Here is a 26,958-nt window from a genome sequence, read left to right on the forward strand (position 1 = left end):
CTCGTGCGGCTGTGTGAAGGTCAGGAATCGCCCATGGCATCTTGGACACCGAGCCACGGGAACCACCCCCGGTGCAGAACCAGCCAGGCCAACAGACCGTAGCCTTCCTGTCCGGGAAGGTGGTCACGCGAGGATGCGATCTCGCGCTGCCACACAGGATGACCGAGCAGTGGCGTGAATGTATCGACATAGGCAATGCCGCGTCGTTTTGCGACATCGGAGAAACTCGTATTGAGCTCAGCGATTCCACGATTGCGTTCGGAGCTGTACTCAGGGGGAGGCCCGATGACGAACGCCGAAACCTTCCGTGCCAGTGCCTCGTCGAGAACATTGGCCACATCGAGACGGGCGCGTGCGACGGAACGACCCGAATCGAGATCGCCCGAACCCAAAGCCAGAACCAGCCGATTGTCACCGTCCGAGGTGAACCTCAGGGACGCCTCGGCGATGGTGCGAGAATGCAGACCTGATGAGTCCTCGTGTGGCACAGCCAAAGGGAAGACCCTGAGATCGGGCAGGCTGGGCAACGTCCTGGCAGTGACGCGTCCAACCCACCCGAGACCACGACCATCGCCGTGACCGGCGACCAGGGGGCCACCGATCACAGCAACAGTCGTCGGAGTCACGGTGCTCACCGGCGGAAGATCCTGTCGATGACTTCCTGCTGCTGGACTTCGTGGACATGCTTGAGTCCGGTGGCAGTCGCAGCGGAGGCGGGACGTGAGATCACGGTGATCTCACGGTCACCCAGCAGCTGTGGCATGTTCAGCGCCATGAACGGCCAGGCTCCCTGGTTCTCAGGCTCCTCCTGTGCCCAGACCAGCTGTGCGCTGTCAGGGTACCGGTCGACCAGAGCCGCGATGGAGTCCTCATCGAGCGGGTAGAGCTGTTCGACGCGCACGAGTGCAGTCTTCGTGTCTTCACGCTTCTCCCGCTGAGCCAGCAGCTCCCAGTAGAGCTTGCCGGAGACCATCACGACACGGTCGACCTTCTCTGGATCGACGACGGCATCGTCGATGACGGCCTCGAACGTTCCCGAGGTGAAGTCCTCGGGAGAGTTGGCCGCGGCCTTGAGCCGCAGCATCGACTTCGGTGTGAAGACGATGAGCGGACGCTTGTTCGTCGTCATCGCGTGGCGACGCAGCAGGTGGAAGTACGACGCACCGCTCGATGGCAGAGCCACCGTCATGTTCGACTCAGCACACAGCTGCAGGTAGCGCTCGATGCGAGCAGAGGAGTGGTCCGGTCCCTGTCCCTCGTATCCGTGGGGCAGGAGCATGACGACGCCTGAGTTCTGCTGCCACTTCTGCTCCGAGGACGAGATGAACTCGTCGATGACGGATTGGGCACCCTGCGCGAAGTCACCGAACTGTGCTTCCCAGGCGACCAGGGCATCCTTGCGCTCGACCGAATAGCCGTATTCGAAGCCGACTGCCGCATACTCGCTCAACAGCGAATCGTAGACCCAGAACCGGGCCTGTTCGTCGCTGAGGTTCTGCAGCGGCGTCCACTCGTTGCCGTTGACGGCGTCGATGAGAACCGAATGGCGCTGCACGAATGTGCCGCGACGCGAGTCCTGGCCGGCGAGGCGAACAGGAATTCCGTCCATGAGCAGCGAGCCGAAGGCCAGCAGCTCGGCGAAGCCCCAGTCGATGCCGCCGGACAGCGACATCTCCTTGCGTTTCTCAAGGAGGGCACGCAGCTTCTTGTGGATGGTGAAGTTCTCCGGAACAGCGGCGAAGGTCTCGCCGATGTGGTGCAGAGTCTCCGTGCTGATCGCGGTCTCAGCATTGTTGAATGCTTCGATGTCGCTGGGCACGTGCGGTGCATTGAAGGCATCACCGTCATAGGGGCCGGTCTCGGCTTCCTTGGTCTCGGCGAACGCCGATTCCAGCTTCGACTGGTAGTCCTTGAGCGCTTCGCTGGCCTCCTCATCGGTGATGCACTTTCTGCCGACAAGCGATTCGGTGTAGAGCTTGCGCACCGAACCCTTCTTCTCGATGAGGGAGTACATCAGCGGCTGCGTCATCGATGGATCGTCGCCCTCGTTGTGTCCGCGGCGGCGGTAGCAGACGAGGTCGATGATGACGTCGCGGTTGAATTCCTGACGGTATTCGAACGCGAGTCGTGCTGCTCTGACGACGGCTTCGGGGTCATCCCCGTTGACGTGGAAGATCGGCGCGTTGATCGACTTCGCAACGTCGGTGCAGTAGAAGGACGAGCGGGCCGAGGCCGGAGGGGTGGTGAAGCCCACTTGGTTGTTGATGATGATGTGGATCGTGCCACCGGTCCGGTAGCCGCGCAGCTCCGAGAGGTTGAGGGTCTCGGTCACGACACCCTGACCTGCGAACGCCGCGTCGCCGTGAACGAGGACGGGAAGCACGGTGAAACCGGCTTCTCCCTGGTCGATGAAGTCCTGCTTGGCGCGCACGATGCCTTCGAGGATCGGATCGACGGTCTCGAGGTGGCTGGGATTGGCCGCGACGTAGACATCGGTCGAATTGCCCGCAGGTGACGTGAAGGAACCCTCGGTGCCCAAGTGGTACTTGACGTCGCCGGAGCCCTGAACGCTGTCGGGAGACATCGTTCCGTCGAACTCACGGAACATCTGCGCATAAGACTTGCCGGCGATGTTCGTGAGCACGTTGAGACGTCCACGGTGGGCCATGCCGATGGCGACCTGTTCCATACCGGTGTCTGCCGACTGGTTGAGGACTTCGTCGAGGAGGACGATGGCTGATTCGCCGCCCTCGAGGCTGAAGCGCTTCTGTCCGATGTACTTCGTCTGCAGGAAGGTCTCGAAGGCTTCGGCCGCGTTGAGGCGACCGAGGATGTGTCCCTGCTCTGAACGAGTCAGCTCCTGATGAGGAACCTCGATCTTGGCCTGGAACCAACGGCGCTGCAGCGGATCGGCGATGTGCATGTATTCGAAGCCGATGGTCCGGCAGTAGCTCTCGCGCAGGAGGCCGAGGATGTTGCGGAAGGGCATCATCGGCTTGGCCCCGAAGCCGCCGGTGGGGAACTCGCGTTCGAGATCCCACAGGGTCAGACCGTGCTGGTTGATGTCGAGGTCCGGGTGCGAACGCTGACGGTACACGAGCGGATCGATGTTCGCCATGAGGTGTCCGCGGGTGCGGTAGGCGTCGATGAGTTCGATGACGCGGGCGGTCTTGTTGACATCGTCCTGATCTTCGGCCGAGACGTCAGGCACCCAGCGCACAGGCTCATAGGGCAGACGCAGCGACTCGAAGACATCGTCGTAGAAGCCGTCCTCGCCGAGGAGGTAGCTGTGGACGAGCTTGAGGAACTCGCCGGACCCTGCACCTTGGATCACGCGGTGATCGTAGGTGGAAGTCAGTGTCAGGACCTTGGATACGGCCAGCTTGTTGATCGTGTGCTGGCTGGCACCCTGGAACTCCGCCGGGTAGTCGAGTGCACCGACGCCGATGATGCATCCCTGCCCCTTGGTCAGACGAGGCACGGAGTGTACGGTTCCGATTCCGCCGGGGTTGGTCAGTGAGACCGATGTGCCCGCGAAGTCGTCAGCTGTGAGCTTTCCCTGCCGAGCCTTGTCGACGAGACCGTCGTAGGCATCGACGAACTGGCGGAAGGTCAGAGTCTCAGCCTTCTTGACGTTCGGCACAAGAAGAGTGCGCGAACCGTCCTTCTTCGGCACATCGATCGCCAGTCCGAAGTTCACGTGTGCGGGAGAGACCATGACGGGCTTGCCGTCGCGGACATCGTAGGACACGTTCTGCGAGGGGAAGTTCTGCAGAGCTCGGATGACGGCGAAGCCGATGAGGTGGGTGAAGGAGACCTTTCCACCACGGGTCCGCTTGAGGTGCGAGTTGATGACGATTCGGTTATCGATGAGTGCCTTTGCCGGCAGCGCCCGCACGGACGTGGCCGTGGGAACTTCGATCGAATCGTCCATATTCTTGGCGATCAGCTTCGCCGGACCGCGCAACGGGGTCACGGTCTCTTCGGGAGTCGGCTTCGGCTCGGTGTCCTTCACGACGACCTTGGGCACGGACTTGGTCTCGGCCTTCAGAGTCTCGGTCTGTGCCGATGACGGGGAGATTCCGCGGGGACTGTCATCCGCAACAGAGTCTGCGCCCGAGGTGTCTTTGGCGGACTTGTCGGCAGGCTTCGCAGGAGCCTTCGATGCTGATTTCACGTTGGACTTCGCGGCCGGCTTGGTACCGGTCTTTGCGGCGGGTTTGGAGTCTGCAGTCTTCGCTGCTGCTCCATCCCCGTTCTTTTCGTACTTGTCGAAGAACGGCCACCATGACTGGTCGACGGAGTTCTTATCGGACTTGTACTGTTCATACAATTCCTCGACCAACCACTCATTCGACCCGAAGTCGTCGACGGTGCGGTTCGGAGTATTGACGGACACGGCGTTGATCGCCTACTTCCTGATTCAAGAATTGCTGCTTAACGACATGACCAGCCTAACGCGATGTACCCGAGTATGTCCGCATAGGGGACAATAGTGTTATGCGTTTCATCTCAAATGACCCGAATAATGATCTGACCTACTCAGATGTGTTCCTGGTTCCCAATTCGTCCTCACTGACTTCCCGGTTCGACGTCGACCTGTCGACGACCGATCCGACCGGTTCCACGACACCGATCGTCGCCGCAAATATGACCGCCGTATCCGGTCGTCGGATGGCGGAGACCATGGCTCGCCGAGGTGGTCTCGCGGTACTGCCGCAGGACATCCCCCTATCGGCTGCCCAGGACACGATCGAGTGGGTGAAGAGTCGCGACCGCGTCTTCGATTCGGCACTGCGGTTCTCCCCGGAGGACACAGTGCTGAGCGCACTGCACGTCCTGGCCAAACGATCCCACGGCTACGGAGTGGTCGTCGATGACTCCGGCAAGCTCGCCGGAGTCATCGATTCGACGAACCTCAAGGGCGTCGACCGCTTCACTGCGGTGTCTGCGCTGCTCGAACCGTCGCCGCATGTCATCCGGGCCTCGGACATCGACTGGTCCGATGGGGCACAGCTGGAGTCTCTGTTCGAGTCCATGAACGAGGCCCGGACTCCGTTCGCAGCCGTGGTCGATGACAGCGACAGGGTGCTGGGATCCCTGACTCCCAAGTCGCTGCTGCGGTCATCGATCTACGCCCCCAACCTTGATGATCAGAACAGACTGAAGATCGCCGTGGCGGTCGGAGTCAACGGCAACGCCGTCGAACGAGCCTCTGCACTGGTCTCAGCCGGTGCCGATGTGCTCGTCGTCGACACTGCCCATGGCCATCAGGTGAAGATGCTGGACACCTTGAGCTCGATCGCGGCCGCTGATCTGGGAGTGCCCATCGTCGCCGGCAATGTCGTCACCGCTGATGGTGTTCGCGACCTCGTGTCGGCCGGCGCTCAGATCATCAAGGTCGGTGTCGGCCCCGGTGCTATGTGCACGACGCGCATGATGACGGCCGTCGGCCGTCCGCAGTTCTCGGCTGTCCGCGAATGCGCCGAGGCTGCCAGAGAGCTGGGCGCTCATGTGTGGGCGGACGGGGGAGTGCGCTATCCCCGGGATGTGGCGCTGGCTCTCGCCGCAGGTGCATCACAGGTCATGGTCGGCTCGTGGTTCGCCGGCACCCATGAGTCCCCGGGGGATCTTCTCGTCGACGGCGAAGGCCGCAGATACAAGGAGAGCTTCGGCATGGCTTCGGCGCGGGCGGTGGCGAACAGGACTCGGACGGAGTCTGCGTTCTCCCGCGCACGCAAGGGCCTGTTCGAAGAGGGCATTTCTTCGTCGACGATGTACATTGACCCAGAATCTCCTGGTGTCGAGGATCTGCTCGACGGCATCACTTCGGGCGTACGCAGCTCCTTCACCTATGCAGGAGCCCGCAACCTCGGGGAATTTGCCGAACTCGCAACAGTCGGAGTTCAGAGCGCTGCAGGGTATGACGAAGGCCGCCCTCTGTCCCGGAGTTGGTAAGATCTAGCCATGCACAGTGACAGTCCCTGCCGGCGGGAAGCCGGCGCCCCAGACGACGACCCTCACCCGCTGAGGCTCGATCGCATCACTTACCCTGATCTCCTGACCGCGAACGGCGGGGATCGTCACTGATGGAATGGCTCTACCTTGCCTTAGCCCTCATCCTCATCTGCGGCACCGGCGTCTTCGTCGCTGCCGAGTTCTCCCTTCTCACGCTCGATCGTCACACCGCAGACAAAGCGGTGGAAGACGGCAAGTTCGGGGCCAAGACGCTCCGTCGTTCGATGACCCACCTGTCCACGCAGCTGTCTGCGGCCCAGGTGGGCATCACCATCACAACCCTGCTGACCGGTTATCTGATGGAACCGTCCCTGGGCAAACTCTTGGCTCCGGTCTTCGAATCCTTGGGCGCGAGTCCGGGTCTCGCGGCTCCGATCGCCCTGACGATCGCTCTCATCGCATCCACGTTCCTGTCGATGATCTTCGGCGAACTGGTGCCTAAGAATCTGGCGATCGCAGTGCCGTTGGCAACCGGCCGCATTGCCGCGCCCATGCAGTATGCCTTCTCCCTCGTCTTCAAACCCGTGATCAGCGTGCTCAACGGCACCGCGAACAAGATTCTTCTGTCCTTCGGCATCGAGCCTCAGGAAGAGGGCTCGGTCGGTCGGTCGCCCGAAGAGCTCACATCTCTGGTGCGTCACTCCGCTGAAGAGGGAGTGCTCGATGAGCAGACCGCCGACCTCCTCGAACGGACGCTGAGTTTCTCCGAGCGCACCGCAGAGGACGTGATGACACCTCGCACACGCATGTCATCGGTGGTCAAGGATACGACCGCACGAGCGATCATCGAACAGGCCCGAGAGACAGGGTTCTCCCGATTCCCGGTGGCAGGCGAAGATAAGGATCATATCGTCGGAGTCGTCCATGTCAAACAGGCCTTTGCGGTTCCGCTGCCCAATCGTGACGATGCCTACGCCGGAGGACTGATGACCGAGGTGACAGAGATTCCTGAAACGCTGCGGCTCGATCCGCTTCTCATGGAGCTTCGGGCCAAGGGCCTGCAGATGGCCGTCGTCGTCGACGAATTCGGAGGCACCGCAGGTGTCGTGACGCTCGAGGACGTCGTCGAAGAACTCGTCGGTGAGGTCGCCGATGAGCACGACCGGATGCGTGTGGCGGCACGGCCGGCTCGGGATGGCACATGGATCGTTCCGGGACAGCTTCGTCCCGACGAAGTTTCGTCGACGATCGGACTCGAGATACCGGAAGACTCCGATTACGAGACTCTGGCGGGCTTCGTCCTCAAAGAATTGGGGAGGATCCCAGAGCCAGGGGACCAGATCCGAACTGATGACGCGCTGATCCGTGTCGAGCGGATGCATGGTCGCCGGGTCGAGAGATTGCGCATTCTCCTTCGTGCGACAGACGCAGCCGGCTATGAACAGGGCGGTGAATTCTGATGAGCGCTGACTGGTTCGGCCTGATCTGGCTCGTCGTTCTGCTTCTGGGCAACGCCTTCTTCGTCGCAGCCGAATTCGCAGTGGTCGCGGCCAAACGATCACAGCTCGAGCCCCGGGCTCAGGAGGGGTCGTCCGCGGCGAAGACTGCTCTCTACGCGATGGAGCATGTCTCGGTGATGTTGGCGATCTGCCAGCTCGGAATCACCGTCTGCTCTCTGCTGTTGGGCAACGTGGCAGAGCCGGCCATCCACCATCTCCTGGCAGGGCCGCTGGAAGGACTGGGCATTCCGGCTGGGCTGTCCTCGACTATCTCCTTCATTCTGTCTCTGGGCGTCGTCACATATCTGCATGTGGTGATCGGTGAGATGGTGCCCAAGAACATGGCTCTGGCAGCCTCGGCTCGCGCCGTGATGCTGCTGGCGCCCCCGCTCGTCTTCCTCTCCCGAGTCTTCGGCTTCGTCATCAAACCGCTGAACGGTCTGGCCAACTCGATCCTGCATCTGTTCAAGATCGAAGCACGCGACGAGGTCAACGAGGCGTTCACGATCGAGCAGGTTGAGTCGATCGTCGCCGAGTCCAAACGCGAGGGTCTGCTCACAGACGACACCGGGCTCCTCAAGGGCGCACTGGAGTTCAGCGACAAAACAGCAGCCGACATCATGGTCCCGATGTCCGAACTGATCACCATCTCTTCCAGTGTGACTCCTGATGAGCTCGTCACCCTGGTCGGAAAGACCGGGTTCTCGCGCTATTTCGTCACCGACGACGACGGGTATCCGCAGGACTATCTCCATATCAAAGACGTCCTCTATGCCGACAGCACGCTCGAATACGGTGCACCGGTTCCGACGAAGAGATTCCGTCCCCTGTTCACGGTGACTGCGGGTGACGAAGTCGAAGAGGCCCTCTCCCAGATGCAGAAGGTCGGCATTCACGTTGCCAGGGTCGTGTCTGCAGAGGGCAACGTGCTGGGACTGCTCTTCCTCGAAGACGTCTTGGAAGAGCTCGTCGGGGAAGTCCAGGACGCCATGCAGCGAGGTCGATACGAATACTGAACATGACATCACGCAGGCACGGCGAGGAATGTGTGACACGCGTCATCCAAATGCCCGTTCCTTTGTAACAATATGTTATCTAAGGCCCCCACCGGAGCCCGCAAATACGCGTTCTGCGGCGCCCTGGTGGGGGTTAAAACATGTTAAACGCCAGGTCACACGCCAAGTGTGAACGGAAAGTGACAATCTGTAACGAGCTCGTTATAGTGTTGTGACATAAGGTTTTCGTTCGCCCGGATACATGGCGGTCGAAATACGGACAACAGTACGGAGTAATATGTCGAGTGAGTCCTCGACCGCAGAGATGCCACTGGTTCGCCGTCGCGATCTGCGCAGGCAGCACACATCTTCACCTGTGACATCTGTCTTTTCGAAACAGGCCGCGACATCGGTGTCGCAGCATTCGAACCCGACTCCATCCGCACCCCTTTCGCCGCGTCGCGCCGCGATGGCTGCAGAAGCCAGGGCCGCCGCAGGATCGCCCCGTAGGGCCGCGATGGCCAAGGAGGCCTCGGCGCGTCCCGACGATGTCGGTTCGGCCTTCGTAGCCGCTCGCATGGGCAGCCGCGGATCCGACGGTTCACTGCTGCGTTCGGTGCGTCGACGTCGTGTGACGACCTTCTCGGCCTTGGCCACTGTCTCTGTCACAGGAACCGCGATCGCCGCCGTCATGGTCGCAGGCAACATGAGCGGCAATCAGGAAGTCAAGGTCGACGAGACTGCTGCCGACAGCCAGACTCGCGCCATCAATGCCGAATCCGTCTCCGCCGATATCAAGGCAGACAACGAGAAAACGAGCATGGCCATCGGCGCCCCGAGCGCCAAGCAGACCAAGGTCGAGGCCGCTTCGCGTGCCATCACCAAGACCGTGCTTCCCGGATGCGAAGGCGAGGTTCCGAAAGGCGAGGCATCCAACGGTGAGGTCCCCGAGGAATGGCTGTGCGATATCGGCGTCGGCAACCACCAGCTGCGTTCGGACGCTGCGGTGTCCTTTGCCAAGATGAACGCTGCGTTCAAGAAGGACACGGGCAAGGAGCTGGCTGTCACCGACTCGTATCGGTCGCTGGAATCTCAGATCTCCGTTGCAGAACGCAAGCCCGGATTCGCTGCTCGCCCCGGCACGTCCAACCACGGCTGGGGAATCGCGCTGGATCTCGGTGCAGGAACTCAGAACGGTACCGGCGTGCAGTATGAGTGGCTCGTCGCCAACGGTGAGAAGTACGGGTGGGAGAACCCCGATTGGGCCAAGCGCAACGCCTATGAACTCTGGCACTGGGAATACGTTCCAGGCCGCAAGGACCTCAAGGGCGCCTGATGCCGACATCCGCGTGCAATCGAGACTCGATTGCACGCGGATTCGTTTTGGGGAGCACCACAAGTCGGTGATAGCATTGCATCCGTTGCCCGCGTAGCTCAGTGGATAGAGCGTCTGCCTCCGGAGCAGAAGGTCGTAGGTTCGAATCCTGTCGCGGGCACCACACACCGTCCTCCTCATCAGCTGAGGTGGGCGGTTTCTGCTACCACCGCTTATGGTGGTTCCTAAGCAACCTCAACCAGCTGATGAAGGTCCTGATGACGACTCCTGCGGATGTGACGAACGCCGATGTCGTGCTCAGCGCACAATCGGTGCGAAAGAGCTTCGGTCGCGGCGACACCGCTGTGACGGCCCTCGATGACATCACGGTGAACTTCGAAGCCAGCAGGTTCAGCGCGATCATGGGACCATCGGGCTCAGGAAAATCCACGTTCATGCACGTCCTCGCCGGACTCGACAGAGTGGATTCCGGAACCATCACGATGGGCGGCCAGGACATTACTGGTCTCAACGACAAAGAACTGACCCAACTGCGACGGGACCGGGTCGGATTCATCTTCCAAGCATTCAATCTCGTTCCCACCCTGACCGCTGAACAGAACATCGAGCTGCCGGTGTCCCTGGCTCGCAAGAAGATCGATCCGGAGTGGAAAGCAGAAGTCGTTGAGCGTCTTGAGCTGGGGGACCGGCTCAAACACCGACCGCACGAACTCTCCGGTGGCCAGCAGCAGCGCGTTGCCGTGGCTCGTGCCCTTCTGACGCGTCCGGACGTGATCTTCGCCGATGAGCCCACAGGCAACCTCGACTCCCAGGCAGGAGCAGAAGTGCTGGCCCTGCTCCACGGTGCGACCACCCGCTACGGGCAGACGATCATCTTGGTCACCCACGACCCCGTAGCCGCCTCACACGCCGATCGAGTCGTGCTGCTCAAGGACGGACGAGCCGGGGGAGAAGTGCAGCAGCCGAGCAGGGAATCCGTGGTCTCCGCGCTGGGTGAGCTGAGCGATCTGTGATCGCAGTCGCTCTGGCGGAGATCCGAATCCACTGGGCGCGATTCCTCGCAGTGGGTCTCGGCATCGCGCTGGCAGCAGGCTTCGTGGCCTCGACCCTGATCATCAGCTCATCCCTGCAGACGAGCCTGAAGGAATCGGTCGGGCACACATTCTCCGAATCGGACCTCGTCATCGTTCCGGCCCAGGACGTCTTCGTCAATGGGCAGGAAGTCTCTCCTTTGGCGAAGCCTCTGGAGCGGGTCGACGGTGTGAGCGGTGCGGCCGTCAACGCTCGCACGACGACCACGGGTCGAGGTCAGTCCTTCTCTGAGAGCACGTTCGCTCTGAGTCCTGTACCCGCGGATACGCGCCTGGACACGTTCTCCATCACCGAAGGCACAAGGCCCGACTCAATCACCGACCTGGTCCTGGACGAGGCGGCTGCGAGAGATCTGGGTGTGGGCATCGGCGACGAGATCCGCTTCTCCGTTGCCGCAGTATCCGTCGGATCTGATGAAGATTCGATGCCCGTCTACCGGGGACCGAGCCAGAGCAACACGACATTCACCGTGGTCGGTCTGGCCTCCATGGGCAGCGGTCCTGCGACTGCAGGCATGCACCGAGGAATGACAACCTCGGCGAGCTATCAGGAGTACTTCGCTCAACAGGGCGACGTCATTGCGATCCAGATCGCGCTTGACGCGGGTGCGGATCCGGCCGAGGTTCTCCCGCGTCTGCAGGCGACGATCGACGACTCTGCACTGCAGGGGAGTCTGGAGGCGATGACGGTCTCCGATGCCGTCGACGTCAAAGCCGAACGGCTCTCCGGCGGCAACGAGGTCATCACCTGGCTGCTCCTGGCCTTCGCCGGCATCTCCGTCATTGTGGCGATACTGGTGGTGTCCAACACCTTCTCCGTCATCGTGGCCGGGCGCAGACGCGAACTGGCACTGCTGCGCTGCCTGGGAGCCTCACGCCTTCAGCTCTACGGGTCTGTGGTCACGGAGGGCACGTTCGTGGGACTGCTCGGGTCGATCGTCGGTGTGGCCGTCGGGGCAGGCGTCAGCTTCTGCCTCGCTGCAGGAGCGAAGCAGATCTGGCCCAACGAGTTCGACTACTTGAGCCTGAATGTGCCCCCGTCGGCATTGTTGATCGGCATTGCCGTCGGGGTGCTTCTCACGGTGCTCGCAACCATCCGACCGGCCCGCAGCGCCATCGCGGTGACCCCGCTGGAGGCGCTGCAGCCCTTCGACGAGGCGCTGTCTCCTTCGGGCCAGAGCAGGCTGCGCCACATCGTCGGGTGGTCGAGCATCGGCCTCGGAATCGTGCTCCTCCTCGCCTCGATCTATCTGGTTGAACAGTCGCAGGCATGGATCCTGGGCGGTGCACTTGGGGGAGCCCTTCTCGTCTTCGGCATTGTGCTGTGCTCCGTGATGATCATTCCCCCGATTGTCGCGGCCATCGGTGACCTGGCCTTCAGCCCCTTCGGCATCCCGGGTCGACTGGCCACCCTGAACACCTTGCGCAACCGCCGGCGAACAGCCGCGACCGCAACTGCACTCATCATCGGCGTCACCCTTGTGGCGACGATTCTCGTCGGCGGAATGTCAACGAAGGCAACGATGGGTTTCGGCCTCAACCAGCGTTATCCCATCGACATCGCTGTCCCGCTCGAAACCACCGTCGACCGCGACGAAGCCGATGCCGTGCGGGACATTGCGGGCGTGGAAGCCGTCGTCGTCGCTCATCGGGCACAGGTGATCGGCGATCACGGTGACTCGCCCCCTGAGCTCTATGTCATCGATCCCGAATCCGCGCAGACCGTGATCAGCGAGGGCGCCGAGGCTCCGGTTGCCGGGAAAGTGCTCGTCCCGAAGGACTTCGCTCCCGACAGCATCGGCATCAAGGGCCTCACAGAGGCGACGGTTCCGGTTGAGAAGGCCGGTGACTCGAGTCTGGTGTACTTCACTACCCCAGATGTCGGCAATGACCTGGGCGTGTCCGCAACCTCCACGTCGGTGCTGGTCAGGGTCGACCCGAATGTCTCGGTCTCAGACATCTTTCGGATCCAACAGGACGTGGCCGAAGCACTCGACGTCACCACCGACGAGGTCGCCGGTTCAGCAGTGGCTCGTGGCCAATACTCCGAGTTCATCGACGTGCTTCTCGTTGCTGCCGTGGCCCTCCTATTCGTTGCGGTCCTCATTGCTCTGCTCGGTGTCTCGAACACGGTGAGCCTGTCGGTGATCGAACGTCGGCGGGAGAACTCACTGCTCCGGGCCCTGGGTCTGAGCATCTCCCAGCTGAGATCACTTCTCGCTCTCGAAGCCACCCTCATCTCCTCAGTGGCTGGGCTCATCGGGCTCCTCCTCGGCGGGGCGCTCGGCATCGTCGGCACTCATCTGATCACGCACGACTATTCCAATCGGCTCATCGTTGACTGGTCTCTTGCCTCCACTTTGGGCATCCTGCTGGTGGCGATCCTTGCGGGGCTGCTCTCCGCTTTGGCACCGGCCAGACGGGCCGCGCGGCTGTCACCGGTGGAGGGACTCAAGCAGGAGAACTGACCCCGCCGACACTGGTGCGGTGGCCAGGATGATAGACATGCAAGCATGAAATCTGCGTGGGCATCCGGTCTGATCGTCCTCGGAATCGTTGTCGCAGCATTCAACCTTCGCCCGGGCGTGACCGGGCTGTCGCCGCTGCTGGACGCGATGGGCTCCGAGATCCATCTCAGCGCGGTGTTCCTGGCAATCATCGGGATGCTGCCGCCGCTGCTCTACGGAATCAGCGGCTTCATCACGCCACGGCTGTACAACCGGTTCTCCGGACTGACGATCTCACTGGCAGTGATGGTCATGATCACGGCTGGCCTGGGCCTGCGTGCGATCGTCGACTCTCCCGCACTCTTCCTGGCACTCAGCGTTCTCGCACTGCTGGGCATGGGCATCGGCAACGTCGTCGTGCCACCGATCGTGAAGTCCTACTTCCCTGACCGTGTCGCACTGATGTCGACAGTGCACGTGGGGCTGCTGCAGCTGGGGACTTTCATCCCACCACTCGTGGCAGTGCCGCTGGCATCGAAGTTCGAATGGCGCGGTTCTCTGCTCGTGTGGGCTGTCTCCGCGGCGCTGGGGATCGCCGTCTGGGCCGTGATCGCTGTGCTCAGACCTGCACCCCAGTCGCAGGTCTCGGCCACGGTCGTCGGCGGAAGCGAACTGCTGCGACTGGTCAAGACCCGCCGAGCCTGGGCACTGATGACGATGACCGGACTGACCTCATTCAACAATTTCATCCTGTTCACTTGGCTGCCTACCCTGCTGACACGATCGGGCTTCGACCCGGCATTCGCAGGAACCATGCTCGCCCTCGTGACCGCCATTCCCCTCGTCCTCGGGTTCGTCCTGCCGCTTCTCGCACAGAAGATGCGCACAGCTTCGCCGATAGTCGCGGCCTTCTGCGCCTGCCTGGCTGTCGGATACCTCGGCCTGTGGCTCATGCCTCAGGCAGCACCAGTGCTGTGGACGGTCCTGCTGGGCATCGGAATCTCGACCTTCCCGCTGGCTCTGACCCTGATCACCCTGCGCTCACGCAGCGCCGAGGCCTCGGCAGCGCTGTCCGGGTTCGTTCAGGGCGGCGGTTACCTGATGGCCGCTACCGGGCCCCTGATCTTCGCCTTCCTGATCCAGAGCTTCGAGGTGATGTGGCCGGCTTACGCTGTGGTGCTGGCCTCCACCGCGGTGAAGTTCGCGGTCAGCTTCTCCGCCTGTCGTCCCGGCTCGATCTGATCCAGACGACGACTATGACACCTGATTCGCCGTCGACAACCGGACACGAGTAATCTGAACGAGTGACCCCGGAACTTCTGCAGACCGCTCTGGCGCGTGCACTGGCGAGCAGCGCCGCCGCACGAGGAATCGACAGTGACCCTGTACCGGACTCGACCCTTCGCAGGGCGCAGGCACAGCCTCACGGCGACTGGGTCTCGACCATCGCACTGCGCAGTGCCGCATCTCTGGACACCGAGCCCAGAACCCTGGCAGCAGAGATCGCTTCACGACTGCGCGATAACACCGGAATCACCCGTGTCGACGTCGCCGGGCCCGGGTTCCTCAACATCACAGTGAGCCCCAGCAGCCTCGCCCAGGTCGCCGCCGACATCGTCGACGCAGGCACGGCTTTCGGCCCTGATCAGGACACGGCAGCGCGCATCGAAGCCACAGTCGATGAACGCATCTCTTCCAACCCCGAACTTCGGACTCTGCTCCCTGCAGTGGGAAGCGATGCGCTTCGCTTCCTGGCCGCACGCAGCAGCACGGCCTCATCGCCTGCGACAGACGTGGGATTGCTGCGCACAGCCCACCCAGACAACCCCGTGTACCTCGTCCAGGTCGCGCATTCCTCGGCCCGTCGTGTCGATCGCCGCGCGGCAGCGGCTGGCATCAGCGCCGCCGGCTTCGACCCGAACGCCCTGACCGATGCCACAGAGACCGCGCTGGCTGCGGCCCTGGCAGACTTCATCACCACGACCGATGCCGCCGCCTGCGCGGACGAACCTCGGCGCATCACCCACCTCCTCGAAGCCACCGCACAGCTGTTCCTGGACTGGGCGAACGCATGTCCAGTGACACCGAGCGTCGATGAGGACATCAGCCGACTCCACGCTTCCCGGCTGGTCCTCGACCGAGCCGCCATCATCGTCCTGGCCACAGGACTTCGACTACTGGGCGTTCGCGCCCCGGAGAGGATGTAATGCCTGCCCACATCGCCGGCACCATGCACGCCACCCCTGCACCCGTGTGGCTGCCCTACCCCGAGGACGTCAACGCCCTCCTACCCAGCTTGTGGTCGGACAACGTGACGAAGTCCGACTCCGGCGTCCTCACCGTCGCCGGGCACCCAGTCACTGATCTCGCTGAACGCTACGGCACCCCGACCCTCGTCATGGATGTCGCCGATTTCGCCGCTCGCGCCGAGAACTATGTCAGCGCGTATTCGGCCGCATTCTCCGCGGACAAGGGACTGTCTGGTGTCGACGTCTTCTATGCGGGCAAGGCATTCCTGTGCACCGCTGTCGCCCGGTGGGTCCACGAGGCGGGTCTGGGCCTCGACACCTGTTCCCTGGGAGAGATGATGGTGGCCCGCGCAGCAGGAGTTCCGGGGGAGCGGGTCGGTCTGCACGGCAACAACAAATCTGTGGCTGAGCTCGAATATGCCCTCGACTACGGTGTGGGACGCATCTTCGTCGACAGTCTCGACGAGATATCCCTGCTTGAATCGATCGCGGCCGCGAAGGGCGCCGTTGCACCTGTGATGCTGCGGGTGACGGTGGGAGTCGAAGCTCACACGCACGATTTCATCGCCACAGCTCATGAGGATCAGAAGTTCGGGCTCTCGGTCTCCGCGGGAACAGCAGCGAAGGCCGCCGCGGCAGTGGCGAACTCACCGCATCTGCGTTTCGACGGTCTGCACTCGCACATCGGTTCGCAGATCTTCGACATCTCCGGCTTCCAGGTCGCTGCCGCCCGAGTCCTGACTCTGCGAGCGGAGATCATGGACGAACACGGTGTCGATCTGCCCGATGTCGACCTGGGCGGTGGCTTCGGCATCCGATACACCTCACAGGACACGCCCATTCCGGTGGCCGAGATGGCCCAGGAGCTCGCCGCGGTGGTCGCCAAGGAGTGCCGCGGACTGGGCACGAACGTGCCGCGGATCTCGATCGAGCCCGGACGCGCGATCGTGTCCCCGTCAATGTTCACCCTCTACCGGGTCGGCACGGTCAAAGAGGTCGACACCGACAACGGTGTGCGCACCTACGTCGCCGTCGACGGGGGGATGAGTGACAACATTCGGACGGCTCTCTACGATGCCGACTATTCGTGTACCTTGGCCAATCGGAACTCCAGTTCCGAACCCGCCATCGTGCGCGTCGTGGGCAAGCACTGCGAATCCGGTGACATCATCGTCCGAGACGAATACATGGGATCCGATGTGTCCTCCGGGGATCTTGTTGCGGTCCCGAGCACCGGTGCCTACTGCCGGTCACTGGCCAACAACTATAACCACCTGCCCAAACCAGGCGTCCTGGCCGTGACAACGGATAAGGTTGAGTGGATTGTGACGCCCGAGGACCACTCTCAGATGTTGCGCAATGATCCGGGAATGAACGTCGGTGAGCGCGTGTGAGTGCCACTGAAGACAGCGAAAAGGTGAACAAATGCAGGCTTTGAAAGTTGCCATGCTCGGATGTGGGGTCGTCGGCACCGAGGTCGCCGCCCGCATCCAGAACCGGAGCGAGGCTCTGGCCGAACGGATCGGTGCGCCTCTTGAGCTGAGCGCAATCGTCGTCCGTGACACTGCGAAGCAGCGTCCGGGGATCGATCCGAGCCTGCTGACGACCGACGCAGAGACTGCCATCGCTGATGCCGACATCGTCATCGAGCTCATGGGCGGCATCGAGCCGGCCAAGACGCTCATCCGCTCGGCACTCGACCACGGCTCCTCCGTCGTCACCGCCAACAAGGCCCTGCTGGCCGCCAACTACGGTGAGCTCATGTCCGCGGCGGACACGGCAGGAGTCCGTCTCGAGCACGAAGCCGCCGTCGCCGGTGCCATTCCCATCATCCGTCCAGTCGGTGACTCGCTGGCCGGGGATCGGATCGACCGGATCATGGGCATCGTCAACGGCACCACCAACTACATCCTCGATCAGATGGACTCCGAGGGCTGGGGCTTCGATGAAGCGCTCAAGACCGCGCAGGAGCTGGGATTCGCCGAGGCGGACCCGACCGCCGACGTGGGTGGACATGATGCTGCGGCCAAGGCCGCGATTCTCTCGTCACTGGCCTTCCACGCTCCAGTCACGATCGACGATGTCCACGTCGAAGGCATCGAGGACATCACCCCCGAGATGGTCGCCACGGCTCGTGACCAGGGGTTCGTCATCAAGCTCCTCGCCGTCTGCGAACGAGTCAGCGAATCTCCTGCCGGGCCGGGGCTGTCCGCTCGCGTCTACCCGGCACTGCTGGGACGCAATCACCCTCTTGCGACGGTGCGCGGCGCCTTCAACGCGGTCTTCATCGAGGCCGAGGCCGCTGGTTCGCTCATGTTCTACGGTCAGGGCGCCGGCGGCGAGCCGACGGCGTCTGCGGTCCTCGGCGATGTGGTCTCCGTGGCCCGTCGCAAGGTTCTCGGCGGTCGGGGACAGTACGAACGTCCCTTCCACAAGGACTCGACGATCCTGCCGATATCGGCGATCACCACCCGGTACCACATCACGCTCGACGTCGTCGATCGTCCGGGCGTCCTCGCAGCAGTCTCTGAGGTCTTCTCCGATGAAGGCGCATCGATCGAACTCATGCGCCAGACGGTGGGAGAAGTCGACGAACAGGGCACACAGCACGCGAAGCTCGTGCTGGCCACCCACTCGAACACCGACGCGATCCTGCGGGGAACGGTCGACCGCCTCGGCGGCCTTCCCGTGGTGCGCGCCGTCAAATCCGTGATCCGTGTAGAAGGACAGTGAGAATGACCGAATTCCCCAAAAAGCAGTGGCAGGGCGTCGTCGAGGAATACCGCAGCCTCCTCGACATCTCCGAGACCACACCGGCCGTCACTCTGGGTGAGGGCGGAACTCCGCTCATCCACGCGGAGAAGCTCAGCGAGCTCACCGGCGCTGACGTATGGGTGAAGTACGAAGGCCTCAACCCGACGGCGTCCTTCAAGGACCGCGGTATGACCATGGCCATCACCAAAGCTGCGGCTCAGGGTGCGAAGGCCGTCATCTGCGCCTCGACCGGCAACACCTCAGCCTCGGCGGCGGCCTACGCCACCAAGGCCGGACTGACCTGTGCCGTGCTCGTGCCCACCGGCAAGATCGCCCCGGGCAAGATGAGCCAGGCCATCGCACATGGAGCCACGCTGCTGGAAGTTGACGGAAACTTCGACGACTGCCTGACTCTGTGCCGGAAGCTCTCCGAGTCCTACCCGGTTCACCTCGTCAACTCCGTCAATCCTGATCGCATCGAAGGACAGAAGACCGCCTCCTTCGAGGTTGTCGATGTCCTGGGCGACGCCCCTGACATTCACGTGCTGCCTGTGGGCAACGCGGGCAACATCACCGCCTACTGGAAGGGCTACCGCCAGTACCAGGAGATCGGCGCCTCGACCCGCCTGCCGCAGATGTGGGGCTTCCAGGCCGCAGGATCGGCACCGATCGTGCTCGGCCACCCCGTCGACGAACCCGATACGATTGCCACCGCCATCCGGATCGGCAATCCGGCCAGCTGGCAGCAGGCCATCGAGGCGCGTGACTCCTCCGGCGGAGTCATCGACTCGGTCACCGACGAAGAGATCCTGCGCGCACACAAGATTCTGTCCCGGGAAGAGGGAATCTTCGTCGAGCCCGGTTCGGCTGCCTCGGTGGCTGGTCTGCTGAAGATGTCCGAGGCGGGCAAGGTCCCTGCCGGTGCGAGAATCGCGGTCACCGTGACCGGGCACGGCCTCAAGGATCCCAGCTGGGCACTGCACACGGCCGACGGCTCCGAGATCGAGCCCAAGCGGGTCTCGGTCGACGCCGTCAGCGCGGCACGGGCCCTCGGGCTCGAAGACAGGTGAGCGTGAGGATCCAGATCGAGGTTCCGGCCACCTCGGCGAACCTCGGCCCTGGCTACGATGCCTTCGGCCTAGCACTCGGGATATTCGATACTCTGACCCTGACGATCCACGACGAGGCCGTCGATCCCAGCGCCTGTGTGAGTGTGACGGGGGAGAGCGCCGAGACCCTGCCGACGGATCGGTCCCATCTCATCATGCGCGTGATCGTCGATGTGCTCCATGCAGAGTATCCCGACGCCCCCGCAGACTTGGGGGAGAGGCTCAGCCTGGACTGTGTCAACCGGATACCGCATTCGCGCGGACTCGGATCTTCCGCGGCCGCGATCGTGGGCGCCATTGCGCTGGCCGGCGAGATCGGGGCCTACGCCGGCGGTGTCCGACTGAGCCGTCAACGCGTGCTTGAGCTCGCCTCCGAACTCGAGGGCCACCCTGACAATGCGGCTCCTGCCGTGTTCGGGGGACTGACCATCGCCCTGCCGGACCCTGCCCGCTCGTGGCAGGTGCCGTCCAACACCCTCGCCGAGGTGACCGTGCTGGTGCCCGAGGTGCGTTTGGATACGGAGATCGCACGAAGCGTGATCCCCATATCCGTCGAACATGAGGTCGCCGCAGAGAACTCCGCACGTGCCGCGCTGCTCATCCACGGCTTCGTCACCGATGCCTCTGTTCTGCTGGAGGCCACCGATGATCGGCTCCATCAGGAATTCCGACGCGACGCCTACCCCGAGTCGATGGCCATTGTCGATCGCTTGCGCGACGAGGGCCTGCCCGCCGTGATCTCGGGCGCGGGACCCACCGTCCTCGTCCTCGCGAGCACGGTCCCTCCAGCGCTGCTCCCCGCATCGGTGACACTCATTCACACCACGATTGACCTCGGCGGATATCGCGTCAAAGAAAAGAAATAGGTACCGGATTCGCGTGATCGGCGTTGAGCACGTAAACTGATGGTGTTCCGTCAGTGAGCGGATTCGATGATATGCATCGCGAATCCACAGTCTATTTCACAAATTCTGGAACGTCTCCTGCTCATTCTTAGGCAGGTTATCTTTCACAATGCACCGTCAACGGTGTTTCCGTCGCCGTGAGTAAACGGCTCTTGCCGCACGGCCGAAAGAGGGAGAAGGACCTTCGTGTCTGAAACCACTACTCAAGATTCCACGCCACGCACCGGCAGTCTGACCGCTTTGCGTCTGCCCCAGCTCCAGGAGATGGCAGCGGGTCTCGGGATCAAAGGGTACCGTCGACTTCGCAAAGGCGAACTGATCGACGCCATCAACAACCACAATGGCTCACAGGGCGGTTCGGGACAGGCTCAAGCAGCCCCGAAGACCGCACCGGCCGCTTCCGCAGGCTCCGAGAAGGAAGCCAAGGAAGACAAGAGCGATTCCAACGCAGCACCCGCTGAAGCCAAGCGTCGTCCGGCTCGTCGCAGCGCAGCTGCGACATCTGACGATGATGCCGTCGCCTCACAGGGAGCAGCTGCCGCAGCGACGTCTGCTGAAGCCCCGACCGTCGCCGATACGCCTGTTGCGGACGACTCTTCGTCCGAATCAGCCGGTGAGCCGGACAAACAGCGTTCGCGTCGCAGCCGTTCTCGCTCACGTGGTGCTGAGGCCCAGAACGAGGACAACGGACACAGCTCCGATGACTCGGGAGAGCGTTCGGACCGCAATGATCGCGGAAACGGTCGCAATCGTCAGAACGACGACAACGACCGCGGCAACGATCGCAACGGTGAGCGCAACGATCGCAACAATGACCGCAATGATCGCGGAAACGGTCGCAATCGTCACAACGACGACAACGACCGCAACAACGATCGCGGCAATGACCGCAACGATCGCGGAAACAACCGCAACCGTCAGAACGACGACAACGACCGCAACGATCGCAATAACGACCGTCGCGGACGCCAGGGCGATGACAACGATCGCAACAACGATCGCGGCAATGACCGCAACAACGACCGTCGGGGTCGCAGCAATAACGATGACGACGATCGCGGCAACCGTCGCGGACGCGGTCGTGACCGTGACCGCAAACGTCGCGGAGGACGCGGCGGCGACGAGCCCGAGATCCGCAACGATGACGTGCTCATCCCTGTCGGCGGCATCCTCGATGTGCATGACAACTATGCATTCCTGCGTACCTCCGGCTACCTTCCCGGACCCAACGATGTCTACGTCTCGGCTTCGATGGTGCGCAAGAACCAGCTGCGCAAGGGCGACGCCGTCGCCGGTGCCATTCGCCAGCCTCGCGAGAACGACCGCAACAGCAAGCGCGAGAAGTTCGACGCCCTGGTGCGATTGGACTCGGTCAACGGCCTGACCGTCGATGACGCCCGGAGCCGTGTCGAGTTCTCGAAGCTGACACCGCTCTACCCGCAGGAGAGGATGCGCCTGGAGACCACCTCCAAGCAGCATTCGACCCGGCTCATCGACCTTGTGACTCCCATCGGCAAGGGCCAGCGTGGTCTCATCGTGGCACCCCCGAAGGCGGGCAAGACGATGATCATGCAGCAGGTCGCCAATGCGATCACTGAGAACAATCCGGAAGTCCACCTGATGGTCGTCCTCGTCGACGAACGTCCCGAGGAAGTCACGGACATGCAGCGCGCGGTGAAGGGCGAAGTCATCGCTTCGACCTTTGACCGTCCCGCCGATGATCACACGACGATCGCCGAGCTGGCCATCGAGCGCGCCAAGCGTCTTGTCGAAATGGGTTCCGACGTCGTCGTGCTCCTCGACAACATCACCCGTCTCGGCCGCGCCTATAACATTGCGCAGCCAGCCTCGGGTCGTATCCTCTCCGGTGGTGTCGACGCGAACGCGCTCTACCCGCCGAAGCGATTCTTCGGTGCTGCCCGCAACATCGAGAACGGCGGCTCGCTGACGATTCTGGCCACAGCCCTCGTCGAGACCGGTTCCAAGATGGACGAGGTCATCTTCGAAGAGTTCAAGGGCACCGGCAACATGGAGCTGCGTCTGTCGCGCCAGCTCGCTGACAAGCGCATCTTCCCGGCAGTCGACGTCAACGCGTCGAGCACCCGTCGTGAAGAGATGCTGATGACCAACGAAGAGATGAAGGTCATGTGGCAGCTTCGGCGCGTACTGTCCGGACTCGAACAGCAGCAGGCTGTCGAGCTCCTGATGTCGAAGCTGAAGGAAACCGGCTCGAACGTCGAATTCCTCATGCAGGTGCAGAAGACGACGCCACTGCAGAAGTCTTCCACCGACAACAACTGAGATGGCCGACGATGACACCCTCAAAGCCAGCGTCAGCGCACTGCTCGACGAGCATGCACGCCTGCAGTCGGAACTCTCCGATCCTGCGGTGCACGCTGACGCTGGCCGCGCCAGGAAACTGACCAGGCGCTACGCCGAACTCGACAAGGTCGCAGTGACCGCTCGTCGGTTCGCTCAGCTCGAAGACGACGCCGTCGCCGCAGAGGAACTCGCGGACGACGACGCCGAATTCGCTGCTGAGGCCAAACGCCTGCACGAGGAGGCCTCGGAAGTCGAGGCCGAGCTCAGAGATCTCTTGGTTCCCAGCGATCCAGACGATGCACGTGATGCGATCATCGAGATCAAAGCTGGTGAGGGTGGTGACGAATCGGCGCTGTTCGCAGGGGATCTCCTGCGCATGTACCAGCGCTGGATCGACTCACGCGGATGGTCCTCGCAGATCCTGGATGCCACGCATTCTGATCTCGGCGGCTACAAAGACGTCACCCTGGCTCTGAAGGCCAAGGACGACGGTGCCTACGGTTGGGTGAAGTTCGAAGGTGGAGTCCACCGGGTTCAACGCGTGCCCGTGACCGAATCCCAAGGACGCATCCACACCTCGGCCGCCGGAGTGCTCGTATTTCCCGAAGTGGACGAGCCCGAGGAAGTCGCACTCGATGACAACGATCTGCGCATCGACGTCTACCGGTCCTCGGGCCCCGGCGGTCAGTCCGTGAACACCACGGACTCCGCCGTGCGCATCACCCACGTGCCCACAGGTATCACCGCCAGCTGTCAGAACGAGAAGTCACAGCTGCAGAACAAGGAAGCAGCGCTGCGCATGCTCCGGGCCCGCATCCTGGCCAAACAGGCCGAGGAGGCCGCAGCCGAGGCCGCGGACATCCGACGGTCCCAGGTTCGCACCGTTGACCGCTCTGAACGCATCCGCACCTACAACTTCCCCGAAAACCGCATCACCGACCATCGGACGGGCTACAAGGCCTACAACCTTGACCAGGTTCTCTCCGGCGACCTCGATCCCGTCATCGGCTCCTGCCGTGAAGCTGATAAAGCAGCACGACTCGACGCACTGGGGGACTGATCTGATTCCGCGCCCTCCCAGTCCCGAAGAGGACGTGTCGACGGTGCTGCGTGGAGCGGTGCAGCTGCTGGTCGATGCCGGCGTCGCCAACCCCGATCCGGACTCCGCAGCGCTGCTTGCCCATGCCTGGGGAATCAATGCCTCCGACCTGGCCCGCAGACGACTCCTCGGCGATGGTGTCCCCGCCGAAGTCACGGACGTCTTCGCGCAGCTTGTCGACCGACGACGTCAGCGCGTCCCACTTCAGCACATCATCGGAGTCGCGGCCTTTCGGCACCTCGAACTGCAGGTGGGCCCTGGAGTGTTCGTTCCCCGGCCCGAGACCGAGCTTCTCGTCACCGAGGTCCTCGAAGAGCTGGACAGGCAGCAGAACGCACATGAGCCCTTCGTCATCGACCTGTGCTCGGGCTCCGGTGCGATCACGCTGTCCCTGGCTACCGAACATCCGCAGCTGCGCATCATCGGCGTCGAGCGCGAAACCGAGGCCCTGAACTGGTCGCTGAAGAATCTGGACTCGATCAGCCTCGGCCATTCCAGCGTCGAGCTGATCTGTGGTGACGCGACGAGGTTCGCCGACGATCGACCTGACCTGTGGGGCAGCGCGGATGCCGTCGTGACCAATCCTCCCTATGTGCCCGATGAGGCTGTGCCGCGCGATGCCGAAGTGCGCGAACACGATCCGGCAGCCGCTCTCTACGGAGGATCGACGGGCCTGGAGATTCCAGGTCTCATCGTGAAGCAGGCGGAGAAGCTGCTGCGTCCCGGTGGCTTCTTCATCATGGAACATTCCGAGGAACAGGGGCCCGGCGCCTGCGAACTCATCATGTCGACGGCCAGTCTCAGACGGGCCGCCACCTACCCGGACTACACTGGACGCGACCGCTACACCGTGGCTCATCGTGTGTCAGGGGTCGACCTGTGACCTTGGACCACCCGGTTCGGGCCACTGACCACCGCGATCCGAAACGGAGGATTCGTGTCGAGACGATTCGACGTGACTCAAAGCGACATCCGTGACCTTGTCCTGGACGAATGCGCCAGGGTGAGTGAGACGGGCAATCTGCTCGTCATTCCCACGGACACCGTGTATGGGATCGCCGCAGACGCATTCAGCGCTTCGGCGGTTTCCGCTCTGCTGGCAGCGAAAGGCCGCGGACGTGACATGCCGCCGCCTGTCCTCGTCGCGCGTGCGGAGACCGTCTTCGGCCTCGTCGACGGTGTCGACGAGAGGATGCTTTCGCTGACCGCCCGTTTCTGGCCCGGACCGCTGACGATCATCGCGAATGCTCAGCCGTCGTTGGACTGGGATCTCGGCGACACCCATGGCACCGTTGCGGTGCGAATGCCCGACGACGAGTACGCCCTCGCCCTGTTGGGGCGGACGGGTCCACTGGCCGTGTCCAGTGCCAACACCTCCGGTCAGCCCGCCGCCACCTCGGCGGATGAGGCGATGGAGATGTTGGGCGACGATGTCGACATCTACATCGACGGCGGAGTGAGAGCGTCGGGAATCTCCTCGACGATCATCGACCTCACCAGCGAAGTGCCGCGCATTGTGCGCGAGGGTCCCGTGACCATCGAAGAACTGCGCGAGATCGTCCCCGATGTCATCGCCCTGGACGGCTGAGTGCGCGCCTACCTCTTCATCCTCATCATCTCGGCCCTCGTGGCCTACCTGCTGACCCCGATGGTCAGGCGGGTAGCCGAGCGAGGGCAGATCTTCTCGCCTCTGCGCGAACGCGATGTCCATTCCGTTCCGACGCCGAGGTTGGGCGGGGTGGCGATGTTCGGGGCGGTGATCGTGGGCCTCATCTTCGCCTCCCAGACACCGTTCCTGCAGAGGATCTTCTCGGATATGGGACCCATCATCGGCATCGCCGGTGCGGCCACCGTGCTGTGCGTGCTGGGCATCATCGATGACATCTGGGATCTCCACTGGATCACCAAGCTTGCAGGGCAGGCACTGGCAGCTGGATTCATGGCCATCAACGGCGTGGCACTGCTGTCGATCCCCTTCGGGGGCGTGATCATCGGTTCGCCGCGGATGTCGATCATCATCACCATCCTCGTCGTCCTGGTCACCATCAACGCTGTGAACTTCGTCGATGGGCTCGACGGGCTGGCAGCGGGAGTCGTCGCGATCGGCGGCAGCGCATTCTTCATCTACTCCTACGGTCTTGCCCGGGATGCATCGCCTGAGTCCTATGCGAACCTGGCCTCGCTGATCACCGCAATCCTTGTCGGCGCCTGCGTCGGCTTCCTCCCGCACAACTTCAATCCGGCGCGGATCTTCATGGGCGACTCCGGGTCGATGCTCATCGGCCTCCTGCTGGCAGCATCCACCATCCGCGTCACCGGCCAGGTCGACCCGGCGCTGCTCGGGGAAGAGCGAGTCTTCGCGACCTTCCTGCCCATCGTTCTGCCCGTCGCCGTGATGTTCCTGCCGCTGCTCGACCTTGGGTTGGCAGTCATCCGTCGTCTCATGGCCGGCCAGTCACCGTTCTCCGCCGATGCGAAGCACCTCCATCACAGGATGCTCAGACTTGGGCACTCTCATGCCCGGGCCGTCCTCATCCTCTATACCTGGACCGCGCTCATCGCATTCGGATCTGTCATGCTCCTGCTGTTGCCGTGGATCTACGTCGTCTGCATCGTCGGCGGGCTGTTCGCCATCACCCTGCTCTTCACCTTCTACCCCCTGCGGGTCCGTCAGAAAGCCAGAGAGGAAATCTCATGACCGATGAGTCACCGCGTCAGGAAACCTACGTTGAAGCAGCATGGACCAGAGTCTGGAAGACCATGTTGGTCCGCGGCGTCATCCTCGTCGCCGTTGTCGCTGTGCTCGGGATGGGCATCGGCTACCTGGTCTCCGGGATCGAAGGCTTCAATGGAGGGGCCGTCGGTGGGGGACTGGCCGCGGTGTTCATCATCGTCACTCTGGTCATCATGTATGCGGGACGCAACATGGGGCTGACAGCGATCGCCGGATTCCTCGGCATCGGCTTTCTCTTCAAGGCGTTCATCTTCATGATCGTCATCTGGCGGCTCAAGGACGCAAGCTGGCTGGATGGAAATGTGGCTTTCCTCACGATCGTGGTCGCTGTGATCGGCTCATCTCTCGTCGAGGCGATGACTGTGGTCAAGGGTCGCGTGCCCTATGTCGATCCCGACGCGAAATAGGCGAATTAGACGATTGCGCCGGGCCCTGCCAGAAGATGTACAGTCAAAGGTGA

Annotated in this window: 20 protein-coding genes and 1 tRNA gene; 19 read left to right on the forward strand and 2 right to left on the reverse strand. The window is 62.7% G+C overall.

Going from position 1 to position 26,958, the window contains the following annotated elements:
• Window positions 1–20: 20 nt before the first annotated feature.
• Window positions 21–635 (reverse strand): GDSL-type esterase/lipase family protein, encoded by a 615-nt coding sequence (locus tag JFC13_RS02415; RefSeq protein ID WP_198395499.1) that lies wholly within the window; start codon window positions 633–635, stop codon window positions 21–23.
• Window positions 632–4,399 carry a multifunctional oxoglutarate decarboxylase/oxoglutarate dehydrogenase thiamine pyrophosphate-binding subunit/dihydrolipoyllysine-residue succinyltransferase subunit gene (locus JFC13_RS02420; RefSeq protein ID WP_198395500.1) on the reverse strand — a complete coding sequence of 1,256 codons (3,768 nt, stop codon included), beginning with the start codon at window positions 4,397–4,399 and terminating at the stop codon, window positions 632–634. The genes JFC13_RS02415 and JFC13_RS02420 overlap by 4 nt, the downstream gene beginning before the upstream one ends.
• Before the next feature lie 101 nt (window positions 4,400–4,500).
• Between JFC13_RS02420 and guaB1 the strand changes: the two genes are divergently transcribed.
• The 19 genes from guaB1 to JFC13_RS02515 all read left to right on the forward strand — a co-directional run bounded on the left by guaB1 (window position 4,501) and on the right by JFC13_RS02515 (window position 26,905).
• Entirely contained in the window at window positions 4,501–5,958 is a 1,458-nt protein-coding gene (gene guaB1 / locus JFC13_RS02425; protein ID WP_198395501.1) for a GMP reductase, read from the forward strand.
• A 131-nt stretch (window positions 5,959–6,089) separates the two neighbouring features.
• The gene (locus tag JFC13_RS02430) at window positions 6,090–7,418 is read left to right on the forward strand and encodes a hemolysin family protein (RefSeq protein ID WP_198395502.1); all 1,329 of its coding nucleotides are present in this window, start codon (window positions 6,090–6,092) and stop codon (window positions 7,416–7,418) included.
• A complete protein-coding gene (locus tag JFC13_RS02435) occupies window positions 7,418–8,473 on the forward strand; it encodes a hemolysin family protein (protein WP_198395503.1) in 1,056 nt (351 codons plus the stop codon). Before JFC13_RS02430 ends, JFC13_RS02435 begins: the two co-directional genes overlap by 1 nt.
• 355 nt (window positions 8,474–8,828) lie before the next feature.
• Complete coding sequence (locus tag JFC13_RS02440; RefSeq protein WP_332839315.1) at window positions 8,829–9,788, forward strand: M15 family metallopeptidase; 960 nt, start codon at window positions 8,829–8,831, stop codon at window positions 9,786–9,788.
• An 87-nt stretch (window positions 9,789–9,875) separates the two neighbouring features.
• Window positions 9,876–9,951 (forward strand) — tRNA-Arg (locus JFC13_RS02445).
• Window positions 9,952–10,045: 94 nt separating this feature from the next.
• The gene (locus tag JFC13_RS02450) at window positions 10,046–10,801 is read left to right on the forward strand and encodes an ABC transporter ATP-binding protein (protein ID WP_198395505.1); all 756 of its coding nucleotides are present in this window, start codon (window positions 10,046–10,048) and stop codon (window positions 10,799–10,801) included.
• Window positions 10,798–13,347, forward strand: coding sequence for an ABC transporter permease (locus JFC13_RS02455; RefSeq protein ID WP_198395506.1), 2,550 nt, complete (start codon window positions 10,798–10,800; stop codon window positions 13,345–13,347). Before JFC13_RS02450 ends, JFC13_RS02455 begins: the two co-directional genes overlap by 4 nt.
• A 45-nt stretch (window positions 13,348–13,392) precedes the next feature.
• Window positions 13,393–14,568 (forward strand): MFS transporter, encoded by a 1,176-nt coding sequence (locus JFC13_RS02460; protein WP_198395507.1) that lies wholly within the window; start codon window positions 13,393–13,395, stop codon window positions 14,566–14,568.
• A 62-nt stretch (window positions 14,569–14,630) separates the two neighbouring features.
• Window positions 14,631–15,533, forward strand: a complete 903-nt coding sequence (locus tag JFC13_RS02465; RefSeq protein WP_198395508.1) for a DALR anticodon-binding domain-containing protein — start codon at window positions 14,631–14,633, stop codon at window positions 15,531–15,533.
• The gene (lysA, locus tag JFC13_RS02470; protein WP_198395509.1) at window positions 15,533–16,969 is read left to right on the forward strand and encodes a diaminopimelate decarboxylase; all 1,437 of its coding nucleotides are present in this window, start codon (window positions 15,533–15,535) and stop codon (window positions 16,967–16,969) included. The genes JFC13_RS02465 and lysA overlap by 1 nt, the downstream gene beginning before the upstream one ends.
• 31 nt (window positions 16,970–17,000) lie before the next feature.
• Window positions 17,001–18,308 (forward strand): homoserine dehydrogenase, encoded by a 1,308-nt coding sequence (locus JFC13_RS02475; protein WP_198395510.1) that lies wholly within the window; start codon window positions 17,001–17,003, stop codon window positions 18,306–18,308.
• A 2-nt stretch (window positions 18,309–18,310) separates the two neighbouring features.
• The gene (gene thrC / locus JFC13_RS02480) at window positions 18,311–19,399 is read left to right on the forward strand and encodes a threonine synthase (protein WP_198395511.1); all 1,089 of its coding nucleotides are present in this window, start codon (window positions 18,311–18,313) and stop codon (window positions 19,397–19,399) included.
• A gap of 2 nt (window positions 19,400–19,401) precedes the next feature.
• A complete protein-coding gene (thrB, locus tag JFC13_RS02485) occupies window positions 19,402–20,304 on the forward strand; it encodes a homoserine kinase (RefSeq protein WP_198395512.1) in 903 nt (300 codons plus the stop codon).
• A 225-nt stretch (window positions 20,305–20,529) separates the two neighbouring features.
• Window positions 20,530–22,644, forward strand: coding sequence for a transcription termination factor Rho (rho, locus tag JFC13_RS02490; protein WP_198395513.1), 2,115 nt, complete (start codon window positions 20,530–20,532; stop codon window positions 22,642–22,644).
• A gap of 1 nt (window position 22,645) precedes the next feature.
• On the forward strand, window positions 22,646–23,725 hold the full coding sequence (prfA, locus tag JFC13_RS02495; RefSeq protein WP_198395514.1) for a peptide chain release factor 1: 1,080 nt from the start codon (window positions 22,646–22,648) through the stop codon (window positions 23,723–23,725).
• Entirely contained in the window at window positions 23,682–24,647 is a 966-nt protein-coding gene (gene prmC, locus JFC13_RS02500; RefSeq protein WP_332839317.1) for a peptide chain release factor N(5)-glutamine methyltransferase, read from the forward strand. Before prfA ends, prmC begins: the two co-directional genes overlap by 44 nt.
• Before the next feature lie 54 nt (window positions 24,648–24,701).
• A complete protein-coding gene (locus JFC13_RS02505; protein ID WP_198395515.1) occupies window positions 24,702–25,352 on the forward strand; it encodes an L-threonylcarbamoyladenylate synthase in 651 nt (216 codons plus the stop codon).
• Window positions 25,353–26,462, forward strand: coding sequence for an MraY family glycosyltransferase (locus JFC13_RS02510; RefSeq protein ID WP_198395516.1), 1,110 nt, complete (start codon window positions 25,353–25,355; stop codon window positions 26,460–26,462).
• Window positions 26,459–26,905, forward strand: a complete 447-nt coding sequence (locus JFC13_RS02515) for a hypothetical protein (protein ID WP_198395517.1) — start codon at window positions 26,459–26,461, stop codon at window positions 26,903–26,905. The genes JFC13_RS02510 and JFC13_RS02515 overlap by 4 nt, the downstream gene beginning before the upstream one ends.
• The last annotated feature ends 53 nt before the right edge of the window (window positions 26,906–26,958 follow it).

The organism is Brevibacterium antiquum (assembly GCF_016107655.1).
In the GTDB taxonomy this organism is placed as follows: domain Bacteria; phylum Actinomycetota; class Actinomycetes; order Actinomycetales; family Brevibacteriaceae; genus Brevibacterium; species Brevibacterium antiquum.